At 67.0% G+C, this 16693-nt stretch carries 14 protein-coding genes; 9 read left to right on the plus strand and 5 right to left on the minus strand.

What is annotated here, in order from left to right:
• The first annotated feature begins 8 nt into the window (after positions 1-8).
• The 4 genes from lhpH to GQ56_RS0104020 all read left to right on the plus strand — a co-directional run bounded on the left by lhpH (position 9) and on the right by GQ56_RS0104020 (position 5282).
• A complete protein-coding gene (gene lhpH / locus GQ56_RS0104005; RefSeq protein ID WP_031397421.1) occupies positions 9-1016 on the plus strand; it encodes a trans-3-hydroxy-L-proline dehydratase in 1008 nt (335 codons plus the stop codon).
• A 171-nt stretch (positions 1017-1187) separates the two neighbouring features.
• Positions 1188-3776, plus strand: a complete 2589-nt coding sequence (locus GQ56_RS0104010; protein WP_031397422.1) for a penicillin-binding protein 1A — start codon at positions 1188-1190, stop codon at positions 3774-3776.
• 79 nt (positions 3777-3855) lie between these two features.
• Positions 3856-4728: a PilZ domain-containing protein gene (locus tag GQ56_RS0104015; protein WP_031397423.1), complete on the plus strand. Its 873-nt coding sequence runs from the start codon at positions 3856-3858 to the stop codon at positions 4726-4728.
• Positions 4729-4952: 224 nt separating this feature from the next.
• Positions 4953-5282 carry a DUF4148 domain-containing protein gene (locus tag GQ56_RS0104020; protein WP_031397424.1) on the plus strand — a complete coding sequence of 110 codons (330 nt, stop codon included), beginning with the start codon at positions 4953-4955 and terminating at the stop codon, positions 5280-5282.
• Between the two features lie 123 nt (positions 5283-5405).
• Here GQ56_RS0104020 and GQ56_RS0104025 read toward each other — a convergent pair whose 3' ends face one another.
• The 3 genes from GQ56_RS0104025 to GQ56_RS0104035 are packed head-to-tail and all read right to left on the minus strand — an operon-like array spanning position 5406 to position 7717.
• Positions 5406-6299: a DMT family transporter gene (locus tag GQ56_RS0104025; RefSeq protein ID WP_052007148.1), complete on the minus strand. Its 894-nt coding sequence runs from the start codon at positions 6297-6299 to the stop codon at positions 5406-5408.
• Positions 6300-6307: 8 nt separating this feature from the next.
• A complete protein-coding gene (locus GQ56_RS0104030) occupies positions 6308-7090 on the minus strand; it encodes a DUF2182 domain-containing protein (protein WP_031397426.1) in 783 nt (260 codons plus the stop codon).
• Positions 7091-7114: 24 nt separating this feature from the next.
• Positions 7115-7717, minus strand: coding sequence for a DUF1326 domain-containing protein (locus GQ56_RS0104035; protein ID WP_031397427.1), 603 nt, complete (start codon positions 7715-7717; stop codon positions 7115-7117).
• Positions 7718-8058: 341 nt separating this feature from the next.
• Here GQ56_RS0104035 and GQ56_RS0104040 point away from each other — a divergent pair, with 341 nt between their 5' ends.
• Complete coding sequence (locus GQ56_RS0104040; protein WP_031397428.1) at positions 8059-8463, plus strand: lysozyme inhibitor LprI family protein; 405 nt, start codon at positions 8059-8061, stop codon at positions 8461-8463.
• Between the two features lie 39 nt (positions 8464-8502).
• On the opposite strand, the gene GQ56_RS0104045 is transcribed toward GQ56_RS0104040, so the two are convergent.
• Complete coding sequence (locus GQ56_RS0104045) at positions 8503-9150, minus strand: response regulator (protein ID WP_006483707.1); 648 nt, start codon at positions 9148-9150, stop codon at positions 8503-8505.
• On the minus strand, positions 9147-11258 hold the full coding sequence (locus GQ56_RS0104050) for a PAS domain S-box protein (protein WP_031397429.1): 2112 nt from the start codon (positions 11256-11258) through the stop codon (positions 9147-9149). The genes GQ56_RS0104045 and GQ56_RS0104050 overlap by 4 nt, the downstream gene beginning before the upstream one ends.
• Before the next feature lie 322 nt (positions 11259-11580).
• Here GQ56_RS0104050 and GQ56_RS0104055 point away from each other — a divergent pair, with 322 nt between their 5' ends.
• From GQ56_RS0104055 to GQ56_RS43840, 4 genes are all read left to right on the plus strand, one after another.
• A complete protein-coding gene (locus tag GQ56_RS0104055) occupies positions 11581-12051 on the plus strand; it encodes a universal stress protein (protein WP_031397430.1) in 471 nt (156 codons plus the stop codon).
• Positions 12052-12410: 359 nt separating this feature from the next.
• A complete protein-coding gene (locus tag GQ56_RS0104060) occupies positions 12411-12917 on the plus strand; it encodes a cupin domain-containing protein (protein ID WP_031397431.1) in 507 nt (168 codons plus the stop codon).
• Between the two features lie 187 nt (positions 12918-13104).
• On the plus strand, positions 13105-14130 hold the full coding sequence (locus GQ56_RS0104065; protein ID WP_031397432.1) for a DedA family protein/thiosulfate sulfurtransferase GlpE: 1026 nt from the start codon (positions 13105-13107) through the stop codon (positions 14128-14130).
• A 1279-nt stretch (positions 14131-15409) separates the two neighbouring features.
• Entirely contained in the window at positions 15410-16690 is a 1281-nt protein-coding gene (locus GQ56_RS43840) for a T6SS immunity protein Tli4 family protein (RefSeq protein WP_075122853.1), read from the plus strand.
• The last annotated feature ends 3 nt before the right edge of the window (positions 16691-16693 follow it).

The following is a 16693-nucleotide window of genomic DNA, read 5'->3' on the forward strand; positions in this document are numbered from 1 at the left end:
GATTCGTCATGAAAATTTCCCGATCCCTTTCCACCGTCGAAGTCCATACGGGCGGCGAAGCGTTCCGCATCGTCACGAGCGGGCTGCCGCGCCTGCCCGGCGATACGATCGTCCAGCGCCGCGCGTGGCTCAAGGAGAACGCCGACGAGATTCGCCGCGCGCTGATGTTCGAACCGCGCGGCCACGCCGACATGTACGGCGGCTACCTGACCGAGCCCGTGTCGCCGACGGCCGATTTCGGCGTGATCTTCGTGCACAACGAAGGCTACAGCGACCATTGCGGGCACGGCGTGATCGCGCTGTCGACCGCGGCGGTCGAACTCGGCTGGGTGCAGCGCACGGTACCCGAGACGCGGGTCGGCATCGATGCGCCGTGCGGCTTCATCGAGGCCTTCGTCCGGTGGGACGGCGAGCACGCGGGGCCGGTGCGGTTCGTCAACGTGCCGTCGTTCATCTGGCGGCGCGACGTGTCGGTCGAGACGCCGTCGTTCGGCACCGTGACCGGCGATATCGCGTACGGCGGCGCGTTCTACTTCTATGTCGACGGCGCGCCGTTCGACCTGCCGGTGCGTGAGGCGGCGGTGGAAAGGCTGATCCGTTTCGGCGCGGAGGTGAAGGCCGCCGCGAACGCGAAGTATCCGGTCGTGCATCCGGAGATTCCGGAAATCAACCATATCTACGGCACGATCATCGCGAATGCGCCGCGCCATCCGGGCTCGACCCAGGCGAACTGCTGCGTGTTCGCCGATCGCGAGGTCGACCGCTCGCCGACGGGTTCCGGCACCGGCGGCCGCGTCGCGCAGCTCCATCAGCGCGGGTTGCTCGCGGCCGGCGATACGCTCGTCAACGAATCGATCGTCGGCACGGTCTTCAAGGGCCGCGTGCTGCGCGAGACGATGGTCGGCGACATCCCGGCCGTGATCCCGGAAGTGGAGGGCAGCGCGCATATCTGCGGGTTCGCGAACTGGATCGTCGACGAGCGCGATCCGCTGACCTACGGTTTTCTCGTGCGCTGAGCCCCGGCGCCGTCAGGCCGCCCTCGCGCGGCTTACCGTTGTCGTACCAGGTTTGGCGCGTCGTTCCCGTTGCGGGGCACGCGCCTTTTTTGCGTGCGAGCCGCCGCGCGGCCGCCCGGTGTCGCCGGCGCGGTGCCGCAGCGGGCCGGCAGGCCGCGCGAGTTTGGTACGATGCACCCTTTTCAGCCGAGCTCCACCCGCGTGAATCGCCGAAACGTGTCGTCAGTGCGTGACTTCTGTGCCAGATGGGTCGCGCGCGCCCAACCCGTCGCGGCCGCCGCCGTCGCGAGGGTCAAGCCTCTCGCCGCCGCCGCGTGGCGCCATCTCCGTCATCCGACGCGCCGCGGCGTGCTGCTCGCCGCCGCCGCCGTGCCGGCGCTGTTCGCGGTGTACGTCGTCGTGCTCATCCCGTTCACGCCGGGCATCGGCGACATCCGCAAGGCGCGCGTCGACCAGCCGGCGCAGGTGCTGTCCGCCGACGGCAAGCTGCTGGCCGAATTCAAGCCGTCGAATCGCGAGTGGGTGCCGCTCGGGCAGATTTCGCCGCACATGGTCGACGCGCTGATCGCCACCGAGGATCACCGTTTCTACGAACACCACGGCCTCGACTGGAAGCGCACGGCGTCGGCCGCGCTCCATACGTTTTCGGGCAGCCGCCAGGGCGGCTCGACGATCACCCAGCAGCTCGCGCGCAACCTGTATCCGGACGAGATCGGCCGCGCGCCGACGCTCACGCGCAAGGTCAAGGAGGCGATCACCGCGCTGAAGATCGAGGCCGTCTACAGCAAGGACCAGATCCTCGAGACCTACCTGAACACGGTGCCGTTCCTGTACAACGCGTACGGCGTCGAGATGGCCGCGCGCACCTATTTCGACAAGTCGGCCGACGAGCTCGACGTGCTCGACAGCGCGACGCTCGTCGGGATGCTGAAGGGCAACAGCTACTACAACCCGGTGCTGAATCCCGAGCGCGCGCTGCAGCGCCGCAACACGGTGCTCGGCCAGATGGTGAAGTACGGCAAGCTGTCGCCCGCCCAGTTCGCGCAATTGCAGCGCCGGCCGTTGCGGATCGATTTCGAGCGGCAGAAGGAGCCGCCGGGGCCGGCACCGCATTTCGCGCAGCAGTTGCGCAAGTGGCTGATCGCTTGGGCTGACCGCAACGACTACAACATCTATTCGGACGGGCTGATCGTGCGCACGACGATCGACTCGCGGCTGCAGCAGATGGCGACGCAGGCGCTCATGCTGCAGGGCAATCAGCTGCAGGGCATCGCGAACGGCGCATGGAGCGGCCGCGACGGTTGCGGCACCGACAACGAGGTATTCCGCGCCTTCATGCGCGAGTCGCCCGAATACAAGGCCGCGCAGGACGCAGGCAAGGACGATGCGGCGGCGATGAAGCTGCTCGCGGCCGACCGCGGCTTCATGCGCGCGCTGTGCCGGACGAAGACCGACGTGCAGGCCGGCTTCCTCGCGATCGATCCGCGCAACGGGCAGATTCGCGCGTGGGTCGGCAGCCGCGATTTCGCCAGCGAGCCGTTCGATCACGTCGCGCAGGCGCGGCGCCAGCCGGGGTCGACGTTCAAGCCGTTCGTCTATGGCGTTGCCTTCGCGAACGGGATGAAGCCGGACGACACGTTCATCGACCAGCCGGTCGAGATCCCGCTGAAGGGCGGCGAGATCTGGCGCCCGAACGACGACGTGCCGCCGAGCGGCAAACCGATGACGCTGCGCGACGCGCTCGCGCTGTCGCGCAACCGGATCACCGCGCAGGTGATGGACAAGGTCGGGCCGGCCGCCGTCGCACGGCTCGCGCGCGACATGGGCGTACGCGAAAGCCCGCTCGAGCGCGTGCCGTCGCTCGCGCTCGGCACGAGCCCGGTCACGCTGAAGGAAATGGTCGCGTCGTACGCGACGATCGCGAACGGCGGGCTGTACGTCGAGCCGCAGATGGTCACGCGCATCGAGAACCGTCAGGGCGAGGTGCTCGCCGAGTACGCGCCGGCGCCGCCCGAGCGCGCGCTCGACGCGGAAACCGACAAGACGCTGCTCGGCGTGATGCGCGATGTCGTGACGCGCGGCACGGGCGGCAGCATCCGCACGCGCTTCGGCATTCGCGGCGACGTGGCCGGCAAGACCGGCACGACGCAGGACAACGCGGACGGCTGGTTCATCCTGATGCAGCCGGGGCTCGTCGCCGGCGCGTGGGTCGGTTTCGACGACGGCCGCGTGACGCTGCGCAGCGATTACTGGGGGCAGGGCGCACACAGCGCGCTGCCGATCGTCGGCGATTTCTTTCAGCGCGCGCAGCGCGCGCGGATCGTCGATACGAAGGCGAAATTCGACACCGAGCCGTCGCCCGGCTGGTTCGCGTCGCTGCGCGAGCGCGTGACGGACCTGTTCGACACCTGGTTCCCGCCCGAGTCGAAGAAGGCGCCCGCGCCGGTCAGGACGCAGCGGGTGGAACGCCAGCCCGACGGCGGCCCGGACGCGGCGTCGGCCGCCTCTGCCGCCTCGGCACCCGAGGCGGCGTCCGACGGGTTCGTCGAGGAATGGGTGCCGGCGTCCGAGGTGGCCGCATCGGCCGCCGCGCTCGCCACAGGCGCATCGCAACCGCAGCCCGCGCCGCCGCCGGCCACGGGCGCGACGGCGACGGGCGGGGGCGGCGCAGGCGCCGGCACCGCGCCGGTCGCCCCGCCGTCCATGCCGGCGCAGCCGCCCGCGCAGGCTGCGCCGGACGCGACGGGCGGGTCGCAATAACCCAGCCGTTCAGAATTCGCGCGATGCTGCCGTAATCATGTTGTCATGACAGTTCGCGCGGTCGCTCCGCGCCTTACCGATGCGGCTTCCCACCGACTACGTCGCGCTCGCGCGCGACGACCTCTCCGCCGGCGTTCCGCTCGGCTTCGATCTCTACGATGCCGATGGCGCCGCGCTGCTGCCGGCCGGCACGACGCTGCGCGACGACGCGCAGCATGCTTTCCTGTTCGACCATTTCCGGCCGGTGCGCTTGCGCGACGACGCCGAAGCCGGGGCGCACGCATCCGGTGCGATGCCGCGTGTCACGCGCATGGGGCTGTCGGCCGGCGCGGCGATCGGGATTCGCCGCCGGGTCGGCACGGCGCGTGCGCTGCAGCGCTGCCGGCTGATCGGCGTCGCCGCGTCCGGCGCGCTGTTCGTCGAACCGCAGCCGGCGGCCGGACTCGACTTCGCGCGCGGCGACGACATCGAGGCCGTGGCGATCGGCCGTGCCGCCGTGTCGCGGTTCGGCGCGACGGTCGAATCGGTGCAGACGTCGGGTGCCGCGCCGTTCATGATCCTGTCGCCGCCGGGCTTCGTCGACCGGCTGCGCACGCGCGGGGAGCCGCGCGTGCCGGTGCGGATCGCGGCCTGCTACGCGGGCGGCGCGGGCGCGACGGAAGGGATCGGGATGGTGCACGACATCAGCCTGAGCGGGCTGTCGATCGCGGCCGACCGGACGATCGCCGCGACCGGCGAGCCGTTGCGTGTGCTGTTGCCGTACGTGGCGGACGGCCGCATCGAGTCGCTGGCGCTCGACGGCACGGTGCGCGCCACGCACGCGGATCCGGCGGCGCCCGCGCTGACGCTGCATCACGCGGCATTCGGCGAGACCGGCGCCGACGCCCTGGTGCGCCTCAAGGCGCTGCTGTTCGACAGGCTGATGGCGGCGGACAGCGCTCGCGGGCGCTGACGTGCGGCGGCGGGGCGCCGGGTGCCGGCTGGCGGCATTCGGTGCGCATGCGCCGATAATCATCTGACGATTCGATCGATTCGACGGCGATTGTATGTAATCCGTCAACAGTGAATTTGCGATTTAAGTATTTACCCTGATAGCCGTGCCTCCTAGACTTTCACTCATGCGCAACGACCTCGAGTCCGAAGCGCCTGACAAAACAATCCTGGAGGTAACGCATCATGAAATCGCTGATCAAGGCAGTTGCACTGGCCGCCCTGGTGGCCGCACCGGTCGTCTCGTTCGCCCAATCGAACCAGCAGCCGCTGACGCGCGCGCAAGTGCGTGCCGAACTCGTCCAGCTCGAAAAGGCCGGCTACAACCCGAACGACTGGATGAACTACCCGGACAACATCCAGGCCGCCCAGGCGAAGATCGCCGCTGCGCAGAACACCGGCGCGCAAGCCGACACGACGGGCTACGGCGCGAACGCCGCCGCGACGTCGCAGTCGGGCCAGCGCGTGGCCGTGCCGGCCGCCGCCGATCGTACGTCGGTGTACTTCGGCCACTAAGCCGGCCGGCGCCTGTGACGGCGCCCGGTTTGCCGACACCCCCGAAACCCGTGCACGGCAGTCGTGCGCGGGTTTTTCTTTTGTACCGGCAGCCATGAACGCGCGGCGGCGCGCCCGCCCGGCTCACCGTGCGGCACCCGCGTGCCGGGCGCGCGTCGCGAGCACGGCCGCGACGCCGCCGAGGATGGCGGCCGATGCAAGCGCGAGCCGCCAGGTCGGCTGTTCCGACAGGAACAGCGCCGCGCCGCACGCGGCGACCGGCGGCACGGACAACTGGACGGCCGCGGCGCGCATGGCCGTGAGGTGCGGCAGCGCGGCATACCAGACGACGTAGCCGAGCCCCGACGTCAGCGCGCCGGACAGCACGGCGAGCGCGGCGCCGGCAGGCGTCACGTGCAGGCGGGCGGCAAGCGCGACGCTCAGGGCGAGCGCCAGCGGCGCGGCACGCCGGAAGTTGCCGGCGGTCGCGGCCACCGGATCGGCGGGCTTGCGGCCGCGGATCGAATAGAGGCCCCACGCGACGCCGGCGGCCGTCATCAGCGCGGCGCCTTGCGGCGTCGGCGCCGCGAGCCCCGGCGACACGAGGTACAGCAGCCCGCCGGATGCGACGCCGAAGCCGGCCCAGCCCGCCGGCGCGAACCGTTCGCCGGCGCGCCATCCCGCCGCGAACATCGTCAGTTGCACCGCGCCGAACAGGATCAGCGCGCCGGTGGCGGCACTGACGGTGAGGTACGCGAACGAAAAGCACGCGACATAGGCAAACAGCATCGCCGCCGCCGGCCAGTCCGCGGGCGGGGCAGGCCGGCGCGCCCCCGCCCGCGCCACGATCGCGAGCATCAGCGCACCCGACACGAGGCGCAGGCTGCCGAAGCTGGCCGCGTCGATCCGCCCGGCCTGCAGCGCGAGCCGGCACAGCAGCGAATTCGACGCGAATGCGAGCATCGCGACCGACGTCAGCGCAGCGGCCCGCATGCCGGGCCGCACGTGCGGCGCGCGGGTGGGGACGGGCGGATGCATCGCGGGCCTCACGCGTGGTTCGCGACGATCAGCACGGCCACGCCGAACAGCGCGGTGCCGAGCGGCGCGGTGAGTTGCCGTCCCCACGTGACGTTCTTTTCGACGGCCATCAGCACGGCGAGCGACAGCATCCAGCCGAGACTGCCGGCGCCGACGACGAACATCAGCAGCATCAGCGCCCAGCAGCACCCGACGCAGAAGAGCCCGTGGCTTGCGCCCAGGGCGAACGCGTGCCGCGACGGCGCGCGGCCGCGCCAGCGGCTGATTACGAAACTGAAAGGGGTGCGGCAACGGTCCAGGCAGCGCTCCTTCAGCCCGCTGAACTGGAATGCGCCGGCGAGCGCGAACACGGCCGCGCCGATCAGCCAGCCGCGCCATGCGAGCGCCGGCACATGCGCGACGCCGGTCAGTACCAGCGCATGCAGGCCGTGCGCGACGAGCCCGAATCCGCTCCATACGACGACGTAGCCGGCGCCGACGAGTGCAAGCAGGCGCGTCTGGTCGGGGCGGCTCGCGACGACGCGCGCGAACGCGCCGAACAGCGACAGGGTCGTCGGCAGCATCATCGCGAGGATCATCAACGTCCACGCGGCCGCGTCGAGCACGGCCGGCAGCCATAGCGTCCCGCCCGGCAGCGCGCGGCAGAGCGTGCCGAACGGTTCGGCCCCGCCGCTGTGCTCGAGAAAACGCCCGTAAGGACTGCGCGTCCACGCCCACAGCGTGATCCACGCGAATGCAGCGAGGCTCGCGAGCACGAACGGAAACAGGCGCCGATGCAGCGACGCGGCCATGGCACGGCTCCGTGCGGCGGCGCGTCACGCGTCGAACTGGAACGTGCTCTGCAACGCGTTGTGATTCTTCAGATCGACGTCGATGCCGATCGCCGCGTTCTTCGACCGGTAGACCGGCGCCTTGCCGACGTACACCGGCGCGCCGGGCACCGTCGAGAACACGGTATCGGCCAGCGTCGTCTGCCCGCCGCTCGGGCCCAGGCACGGTTCGAGTTCCGCGTAATAGTCGGTGCCGATCGACAGCGTGCCGCGCGCGCCGACGACGTCGAACCGGATCGGTGCGCGCTCGACCGACACGACGGTGCCGATCAGTTTCGCGAGTTCGGCGATCGGGCCGCCGGCCTGTCCCGTGTACACCTTGAGCAGCGCCTTCTCCTGTTCGTCGGACGCCGTGTCGCTGACGTAGATCGCGGCCGTCCAGTGACCCTGCAGGATATTGCCCGGCACGCGGCACACCGCGGCGATGGTGTTGCCGCCGACGTCGACGCCGTCGACCGTGCCCTTGTCGACATGCCACGCGACGATGGTGTCGCACACGTCGAAATCCGGATCCTCGCCGATCCAGCACGGGCACAGCACGCGGCAATTGCAGACTTCGAGCAGGCGTCCTTCGAGGTGATAGCTCATGATTTCCTCCAGAGAGCGGCAGCGATGGCGCGTGCGCGGGGCTGGGGAAACCGGCTGACGAAAGGTCGGGCCCGCTCGGCGGCGCGAACGCGAAATGCGCTGATGATTGCGCGAAAGCGGAGACGGGATGGGGGCGATAGCGCGGGCCTGAAGCGGCGTATCAGTTTTTCAGTGTAGGTGCATGCGGACGATATGCAAGACCGCGCGCGGCGACGGTGCAGGCTGACAATTACACGGGTGTGCGCTAGCATCGCGGACGGTATTGCCGCGCGCCGAGGGGCGGCCGGGGCGTCAGGCTCCGCCCCGGCTTCCACGATTGCAACGAACGACAAGGAGCTTCCATGCGTGTCTTGACCGGTCTGCTGTGTGCGCTGGCGCTGACGGCGAACGTCGCCCATGCACAGGCGAATTGTGCGGATGCGACGGATCAGGCGACGATGACGGCATGCGCCGATCGCGCATACAGGAAATCCGACGCCGAACTGAACCGCACGTACCAGGCCGTCACCGCGCGCCTGCACGACGCCCGGCCGCTCGCCGACAAGCTCGTGAACGCGCAGCGCGCGTGGATTGCCTACCGCGACGCCGAATGCGGTTTCTCCAGCGCGAATGCCGAAGGCGGCAGCGTATTCCCGATGGTCATGTCGACCTGCCTCGACGATCTGACGAAAGCGCGCACCGAGACGCTGAAGGGCTACCTGTCCTGCGAGGAAGGCGATCTCGCGTGCCCGGTGCCCGCCCGGTAAAACCCGTGCGCCGGCGCGACCGGCGCGACATGCCGTCCGTTACACGTCGTCCGTTTCGTCGAGCAGCTTGTGCCGCATTGCGTAACGCACCAGCGCCGCTTCGTGCGGCATCTGCATCTTTTCCAGGATCCGCGTCTTGTACGTGCTGACCGTCTTCGCGCTCACGCACAGCGCGTTCGCGATCTCGGTCAGCGTCTGGCCGGCCGCGATCCGACGGAACACGTCGAATTCCCGGTCGGACAGCCGCTGGTGCGGCAGCGTCTCGGCCGGCTCGTTCAGGCTCTGCGCGAACTGTTCGGCCATCGCGAGGCTCACGTATACGCCGCCCGACGCCACCTTCGTGACCGCGCCGACGAGTTCGGCGCTCGCGCTTTCCTTCGTCAGATAGCCGGACGCGCCCGCGCGGAACGCGCGCACCGCGTACTGCTGCTCCGCGTGCATGGTCAGCACGAGGACGCGCAGCGCGGGCTTCTCGTCCTTGATCTGCTTGATCAGTTCGACGCCGTTGCGGCCCGGCATCGACAGGTCGAGCACGAGCACCTGCGCGGGCGTGGCCCGCACGAGCGCGATCGTCGACGGTCCGTCGCAGGCTTCGCCGGCCACCTCGAATCCGGTGGCGTTCTGGAGAATGTGCCGCAGACCGTCGCGCACGAGCGTATGGTCGTCGGCAATGAGCACCTTGATCATGTGATGAGCGTTTCCTGTTGAACGGTGGCGAGCGGGAGCGCGACGGTAATCGAGAAACCGCGCGCGAGCGCGGTGTCGATCGTCACGGTGCCGCCCAGCATGTGCGCGCGTTCGCGAATCCCGATCAGGCCGAACGATTTGTCCTCGTGGGCCGTGCCGCCGGGCATCGAGCCGCGGCCGTTGTCCGCGACCCGCAACACGCAGAAGCCATCCTCGACATCGAGCCGGAGCGCGACGCGCGTGGCGTCCGCATGGCGCGCCACGTTCGTCAGCGCTTCCTGGACGATGCGGAACAGCGTGGTCGCACCCGCGCTGGTGAAGGTGAGGCCGCCCGTTTCGATGTGACGCTCGACATCGATTCCGTAGCGGTTCGTGAAATCGTTCGCGAGCCATTCGATCGCGGGCACGAGGCCGAGATCGTCGAGCATCACGGGTCGCAGGTCGGCCGCGATGCGCCGCACCGACGCGACCGTCGCATCGATCAGCCGGCGCATGCCCCGCAGATGCCCGAGCACGCCCTCGTCGGGCGGAGCGTGGTCGGGCCCGCGCAGTTGCTGCTCGATGACCGACAGATCCATCTTCAGCGCGGTGAGCTGCTGGCCGAGGTCGTCGTGCAGTTCGCGCGCGATCCGGGTCTTTTCCTCTTCGCGCACGTTCTGCAGGTTCGCCGACAGTTCGCGCAATTCCTCGCGCGACTGCTTCAGCGCGTTCTCGGCGCGCAGCCGCTCGGTGATGTCGCGCAGCATCACCGTATAGAGCTTGCCCGATGCATCGCGGATCTGCGAGATCGATGCCTCGATCGGGAACTCGTCGCCGTTCGCGCGCAGCCCGAACAGCACCCGCTGGCGGCCCATCTGCCGCTCGGACACGCCCGTCACGCCAAACTGGTCGACGTGCTTCGCGTGCGCGGCGCGAAAGCGTTCGGGGATGAAGCGTGACAGCGGCGCACCGATCGCCTCCATCGCGGACACGCCGAACACCTGCTCGGCCATCGGATTGAAGATCACGACCGTCTGCTTTTCGTCGATCGTGATGATCGCCTCCATCGACGAACGGATGATGCCCATCATCCTCGCCTCGTTGAGGATGCCGCGGCTGCTCGCACCGGAATCGGCCGCGCCGGACCGGCCGCGCAGCAGCGCATGGACGAGCGCCGCGAACACGAACGACGCGAGCAGCCCCGCCGCGAGCACGGTGCCGGCCGCGCGTTGCGCGCCGGTCGCGCTCGGGCGGCCGTCCGCGGAATAGGCGAGCGTCAGCACGGTGCCGCCGAAATTCAGCTCGTCGGTGCGCCGCATCAGGTCGGGCGATGCGGACGCCTCGTCGGTCGTCGTCTCGACCCCGACGATCGTGCGCCGATCGCCGCCGGCGGTCAGCCACACGTCGATCCCGCGTTCCGCGTCGAGCGCGCGCTCGACCAGGCGCCGCGGGCTCAGCGCCGCGAACAGCATCCCGTCGGCGCCGGCTTCGCGCGTGCCGGACGGTGTGGCGGCCGCGTGCGGCGAGGCGGTCACGGGCAGGAACAGCGTGAGGGTGCGGGCGTCGCGGGACGCGTCGTCGTCGGCCGGATGCACGCCGAGCGCGATGTCGCCGGTCTGCAGCGCGCGCGCCAGCGGCGCCGCATCGGACACGCCGAAGCGGACCACGGGCGAACTCGACGCCGGTGCGCTGCGCGTCGCGGACGCGAGCGTGCCGGCCGGCATCGGCTTCGTGCCGGCGAGGGCGCCGCGCGTCGCGGGCGGCAGCGGCGCGTAGCCGATCTGGCGAACCGGCGAGCGGCCGCTGTCGAGGTCGAGCGACTCCGCATAGCGGCGCCACTGCTCGGGCGTCATGTCCGGGACGAGGCCGAACGCGCCGCGCGCGCCTTCGAGCACGGCGACGCCGGACTGCAGCTCATGGCGAAGCATCGCCGTCACGTGCGTCGTGCGGCGTTCGAAGCGCGTATGGACGGCGCCTTGCCACTGCTCGCGCACCAGCAGCGCGACGCCGAGCGACAGCGTCGCGCCGGCGCACAGCGCAACGACGCCGGCCGCGAGCGGCTGGCGTAACATGGTCTGGAGGTGCGTGGGCCCTCGGGCGTCACGCGTCGGGGTTCCACTTGCGGTCATTCAATGGCCATTCGGGTGTCGGGGGCCGCCCCACGGCACCGGGGGCGGCGCGGCAAAACCGGGCAAAACTCGCACCGGCTGCACGCAACGTCTATTTTCAAGATGAAATTGTGCGCGTTTTACACGTTTTTTGTAATGGGGTCACCTGAAAATGCGCGAAACGGCGCGCGCAGCGGGCACGCCGGCCGCGCTTGACGCGCATCAACCGGCGCGCCGGCGCGTGGGGCAGACTGTTCGACAGGCTGGCCGGCGCGGTGCCGGACGGCGATCACGGGCCACCGTCGCGCAAGGCGCGACGTGTGCCCGGTCGGAGGAACGGACCATGTACAAGCGGATTTTCGTGGGGCTCGACGGCAGCCCGAGTGCGCGTCTCGCGCTGAACGAGGCGATCCGGATCGCGGCGGCGTCGGGCGGCGAAGTCACCTGCGCATACGTCGTCGAGCATCGGCCGCAGCTCGTCGACGTCGACGCCGGTTTCGCGGGCGAGCGCGACGCCGACGCGGCCGCGACCGATGCCGCGACGCCGGTGCTCGACGATGCAAAGGCGGCGCTCGCGCGGGAGCACGTGCAGGGCACCGTACGCGCGCTCGACGCGTACGGCGAGGAGGTCGCCGCGGTGCTGATGCGCACGGCGGCCGAAGCCGATGCCGACCTGATCGTGATGGGCACGAGCGGGCGGCACGGGCTGCGCCGGCTGCTGCTCGGCAGCGTCGCCGAATCGCTGCTGCGCGCGGCCGACCGGCCCGTGCTGCTGGTGCGGCACGGCGAGCCGGGGGCGCCGGCGGCCGCGTGAAGCGTGCGGCGCGGTGCTGACGCGTGTGCGGCAGAGGGCTGGCGATTGCCGCGCGCATGTGCCGGGTAACGGTCCGACGAAACGGCGGCGCTCATTGCGCATGAGCACATGACCGACGCTTGCGCTGCCGTCGTGTCGGCCGGGTGACAGCCACGCCGGATACGCGCCAAGGGTGCGATGGCAGGCCTGCCGTTGCATCCTGTCACGCAGGTCTGGCAGCATCGGACGGTGTCCGCTTTGTCGCCGTGCGCATGGCCGCGGCGATCGGCGTGTCGGCATCCGGCGGTACGCAGTCGCCTCCGCGAGGGACGGCGCTGCATGCCGGACGCCCGGTTTCTCCCTTGCCGAAGCTACCCGCCATGCCGATATCCGCCGCCGACCTGATTCACCGGTTCGACCTGCAGCCGCATCCCGAAGGCGGCTATTTCCGCGAAACCTACCGCTCGACCGATTCGGTCGTGCGTTCGGCCGATGGCGCCCCTCGCGCCGCGTCGACGGCGATCTACTACCTGTTGTGCGACGGCGCGTGTTCGTCGTGGCACCGGAGCCGCTCGGACGAGGTGTGGCATTTCTATGCCGGCGATCCGCTCGAAGTCTGGGTGTTGGACGAGCGCGACGGGCTGACGATCCATCGGCTCGGCAACCCGCTCACGCATCCGGGCAGCGTGTTCCAGGCGACCGTGCGGGCCGGGGGCTGGCTCGGCGCGCGTTGCGCGTCGCCGGAGCACGTCGCGTTCGTCGGCTGCACGGTTGCGCCGGGGTTCGAGTTTGCCGAATTCGATCTGGCGGACGCCGCCGCGCTGGCGGCCGCGTTTCCCGACTACGCGGACCACGTCGCGCAACTCGCGCGACGTCGCCGCGCTTGAGCGCGCAGGCGCTGCGGGGCAGGGCTCGCGACGTGCGCCGACGGCATGTGTTCCGCGCGAGCGCGGCCAAACCCGTTTAGAATGCGCGTGATGCACTCGTCGGCTGCGGGACGTGCCGCGGCGGTCGTTGCACAGCCGTACCGACGGCCCCCGTCGCCCGGCCCGCATGTCTTCCAGGAGCGCCGCCGTGTGGCACTTTCCCATCGCTATTCCCTCGTCGCTCGGCCCATGGGCCGTGTTCGCGAGCGTGTTGATCACGCAGCTCGGCGTGCCGGTGCCGGCCGTGCCGATGCTGATCCTCGGCGGCACGATGGCGGCCATGGGGCAGGCGTCATGGGTCAGCATGTTCGCGGCGGCGATCGGCGCGACGATGCTTGCCGATTCGCTGTGGTTCTTCATGGGCCGCACGCGCGGCCGGCGGCTGCTGAACGGCCTCGTGCGCTTCTCGCTGTCGCTCGACACGACGCTGCGTTTCGCGCGTAACGTATTCGAAAGATACGGCGCGCCGCTGCTCGTGCTGTCCAAATTCCTTCCCGGCCTCGGGCTCGTGTCGGCGCCGCTGCTCGGCACGACTGCGATTGGCGTCGGCGTGTTCCTGTTCTGGGATCTGGCCGGCGCGTCGCTGTGGGCCGCGTTCTGGCTGATCGGCGGGGCGGCCATTCACGACCAGATCGTCCAGTTCGTGCTGTGGGTGCGGGCGAGCGGCGGCACGATCCTCGATGCGTTCCTCGCGATCTTCATCACGTTCCTGCTGTACCGCTGGGTACGCCGCGTGCAGTTCCGCCGCTATCTCGCCCAGGTGCGCATCTCGCCGCCCCAGCTCGTCGAGATGATGACGTCGGACGAGCCGCCGCTGATCTTCGACGCGCGGCCGAAAGCGATTCGCGAGCGCGAGCCGTACCGGATCGCCGGCGCGGTGCCGGTCGATCTCGATTCGCCGGACCTGCTCGACCCGGAAATGCTGAAACGGCCGATCGTCGTCTATTGCGTGTGCCCGAACGAGGCTACCGCGAAGCGTCTGATCGCGAAGATGCAGCGCAAGAAGATGATCCACAACATCCGCGCGCTGAAGGGCGGGCTCGATGCATGGGAAAAGCATGGCTTCCCGGTCGAACCGCTGCCAAGCGATCTCGATTCGTCGCGGTATTTCGTGCGGCCGGAACATGGCGCGCTCGCGGGTGAATATACGGTGCGGGCGACGTTGTCGAAGTGAGGTTTGGAGGGGCGGTGCTGGCGGGAAGGGGCTGGATAGCGTACCAAATTTGGGGTGCGCGGTAGTCTGCAAGATCGTGACAGCATCGGATCTTGTCACGCTTTGACGGAAGTCGGGCATTGGCGTCGATGCAGATGCTCGGAACTCATCTCACGGTGCGTTGCCGACGCAGCAGCCAAACGGGCTGTAGGGGCTCCGGCGACAGGATCACATTCCGGGCCACCGACACAAATTCCGCCACTTTCTGATGCTGTCCCAGTGCGGCCCGGGTGCTTGCAAATCGGAGCGCCACAACGCTGGCAAACAGTGGTTGCGATGTCGTTCAAAATCCAAGTGTCTCCGAGTCAAAGAATCCTGATCATCTGGTGAATGGTTGAGCTTGTGAAAAGGATGCGCCATCTACCGGATGGCAAGGGACGATCAGGATAGTGGCATTGTCGTGAGCTTGATTGATGGTTCGACCACACCCTCTGCATTTTGAAATGTAAATTAATGCTTATCCGATTTCCTGCCTTGGGTATGCGATGGTGGTCGAAAAGTCTGGAAAGGCGATTCATTTTCCGATAAAGGGATGGTAAGTGACTATCGATGTGTTTTGTTATCTTTGAATTGATTCAGAGGATTGTAACGTTGCGCGGCTGGAGTTGATTGATGATCATCCGGATTGTTTGGAGGGGATTTTATGATCTCCTTTGCAATGAATGCAGGCCCGGTGCATGTGGAAATCGCTGCGGAGCATGATTTTTTTGCCGAAGGTATTTTCCTGGAGCGCTGAATTCAAAATATTTGTCGGACCAGATGGGTCTGGTTTCCGAAGTTTTGAAAAAAATTTATCCGGAAAAGTCTGATCATTCGTGAAGATGGGCGCGGGATATGAATATTTTCATGAGATTGATAATGTTCATCTCTGGGTATGAATTGTCGGTTGGTTATTTTTGTGCCATATTTTATTTGACGCGATGATTTTGATTTGTTCAGAAAATCAGTATTGAAGATCGATCGGCAAAAAGACAACGTTTAAATTAGAGAATGCGCCGCCGCCGAAAGATGGCCAGCATGGAGATGTTGAGTTCTCGGGGGATGGAACTGTGCCCTTCGACTCTGGAAATATGATTGCAGGCAGCGGCTCGAAGCCGATCACGTTCCGCATGACGGGCTTCGACCATCAAATGTCATACAATAATGAGCCGGTGCGTGAGTGTGTATTATGGTGTATCGGGAAGATCGTGCAACTAGCGCCGCCGGTCCAGCAATCAGGTGCGTCTGTAGAAGGGGATGTATGAACGTGAGGCGATTGCTAGTATTAATATTAATTTTATTTTCCGTAACTTGCTTGGCTGGTGAGCCGAATACGAGTGATTCAAAGACATATTGCGTCGGCCGATATCTTGTCGATGTGCCGGCACGTGCCGAACTATACGCCCAATTGGGCGAATATATTTTCGGTCCGGTTCAAACGAACACTCGCTACGCAAGCCTCTCTGCTTTCAAAAAGCGAATGCAAGAAAGGGAGGCTGGCCTGAAGAAACCCAAGGGGAAAAGTGATCTCGTTCTGGATCGCACAATTGATTTACGAGGTAGTGAGACGGTTTTTCTTAAATCTACTGTCCTCTATGGTCGGAAAATAGAGGGATTTGAGGCGTACAAGTGGATCAATGGGCGTACGTTTTTTATCGATATCGACGGATTTGATTCGGATAAATATGCGGCTATGACAAAGAAGCTGCAGAGCAAGTTTTTGCCGAGCCTTCGCGCCCGAACTCCGGATGAAATTCCTTCGCAAGCAGGGTTTTGCTTAAAAGACGGATTCATTGCAGATGACGGGCAATCGGCGCAACACGAAATCGCTTCTGTCACGTTTAAGCTTCCGAATACGCCGGGGCTGCTCATACACGTAACAACGATGACAGCAAAACCGGACGAAAAAACATTGCTACAACGTGTGGACAGCGGTGCTGTGCCGGGACAGCTGCAATCGATTGCATCAGGTATTCGCACTTTGCGCCGTGGCGAACATGACGTGAATGGGCGCAAGGGGGAAGAAGGGCTATGGTCATTGCCGACCGACGCTGGGTTTCGTGCATATCAGTTCCATTGGGAAGCGCAAGGGGAGCATCTGCAACCTCTGAATTCGACGCTTTCGGTCGAATTGACGACTCGAGACGATCAACGTCCGAACTTGACCGAAGAACAAGCAACGAAGATTTTCGAGTCGATTGTGAACTCTGTACGGCTGCGCCCGACATCAGGCGCGGCAAATGTAAGCGATGCGAATGTGCCCCCGGTTCCGCTCAATACGATTGTTCGAACGGGGGCTCTTTGTCCGCGTGCCGGATGGTGGACATGCCCGGAAGCGAACGGACTGCCAGTGGTCGGTGGTAGCCGACAATACTTCGAACTTGGGGTGGTAATGCCGTCGGTTGACGTGTTGGGCCAACCTGGAGTGCTGGATCGCGTGTTAGGGCGGGAATTGAAACATAGTGTGCCGACTACGTGGACACTTGTAGCAGTCGACGAAGTTGCATCACCGGAAGCGGACGATGAAACGCCGAAGGTATGATGG

The sequence above is a fragment of the Burkholderia paludis genome, assembly GCF_000732615.1.
GTDB classification, from domain to species: Bacteria; Pseudomonadota; Gammaproteobacteria; order Burkholderiales; family Burkholderiaceae; genus Burkholderia; species Burkholderia paludis.